The organism is Oleiphilus sp. HI0125 (genome assembly GCF_001635355.1).
On the sequence record NZ_LWGF01000053.1, the window covers coordinates 1 to 755 of the forward strand.

General features: G+C 41.4%; 1 pseudogene. It reads left to right on the forward strand.

From position 1 onward, the window contains the following. Window positions 1–305: 305 nt before the first annotated feature. Window positions 306–755 (forward strand): annotated as a pseudogene (locus tag A3762_RS00910) (bifunctional aconitate hydratase 2/2-methylisocitrate dehydratase); the annotation flags it as partial.

Here is a 755-nt window from a genome sequence, read left to right on the forward strand (position 1 = left end):
GGCATAGTTGGTCACTCATATCGCACAAAGTTTGTATCATTATCGCCATGTGCAAACCGCCCAAAAAACTCAAATAAAAATGATTCTTATTACAGTTAAACCCTTGTAAACACTGGGTTTGTAAAAAGTCGTCAAGTTCATCTCTATTTGCTGAATGTATAGCGAACATTGTATGTATTCAAACCGTTTATTCTTAACAACAAATTTAAAAATCAGTAGAATCGCGCTCGAAGAATTTTGTGTGGACTACATTTACCAAAATTCAGTCCACACCTTGGAATTTCAACTTTGGAAGAGAGATTCAAATGAGCTTGTATTCAGATTATTTAGCAGAGATCGAAGTTCGTAAAAACGAACTTGGTCTACACCCANAACCAATCGATAGCGCAGAATTGCTATCTGAGATCATTGCCCAAATCAAAGACACTGGCAATGCAGAACGCGAAGCGTCTCTAAACTTCTTCATCTACAATACGCTTCCTGGTACTACTCCAGCGGCAGGCGTAAAAGCAGCTTTCTTAAAAGAAATCGCTCTTAGCAACGAAACAGTTGCAGAAATTTCTCCAGAATTCGCGCTAGAGCAACTTTCTCACATGAAAGGCGGCCCTTCTGTTGAAGCACTTCTAGACATCGCCCTTTCTGACGACGCGCAAGCAGCGGCAGCGGCTGAAGTATTGAAGTCACAAGTATTCTTGTACGATGCAGACACAACACGTCTTGCAGACGCGTTCAAAGCAGGCAACGCAATCGCAAAA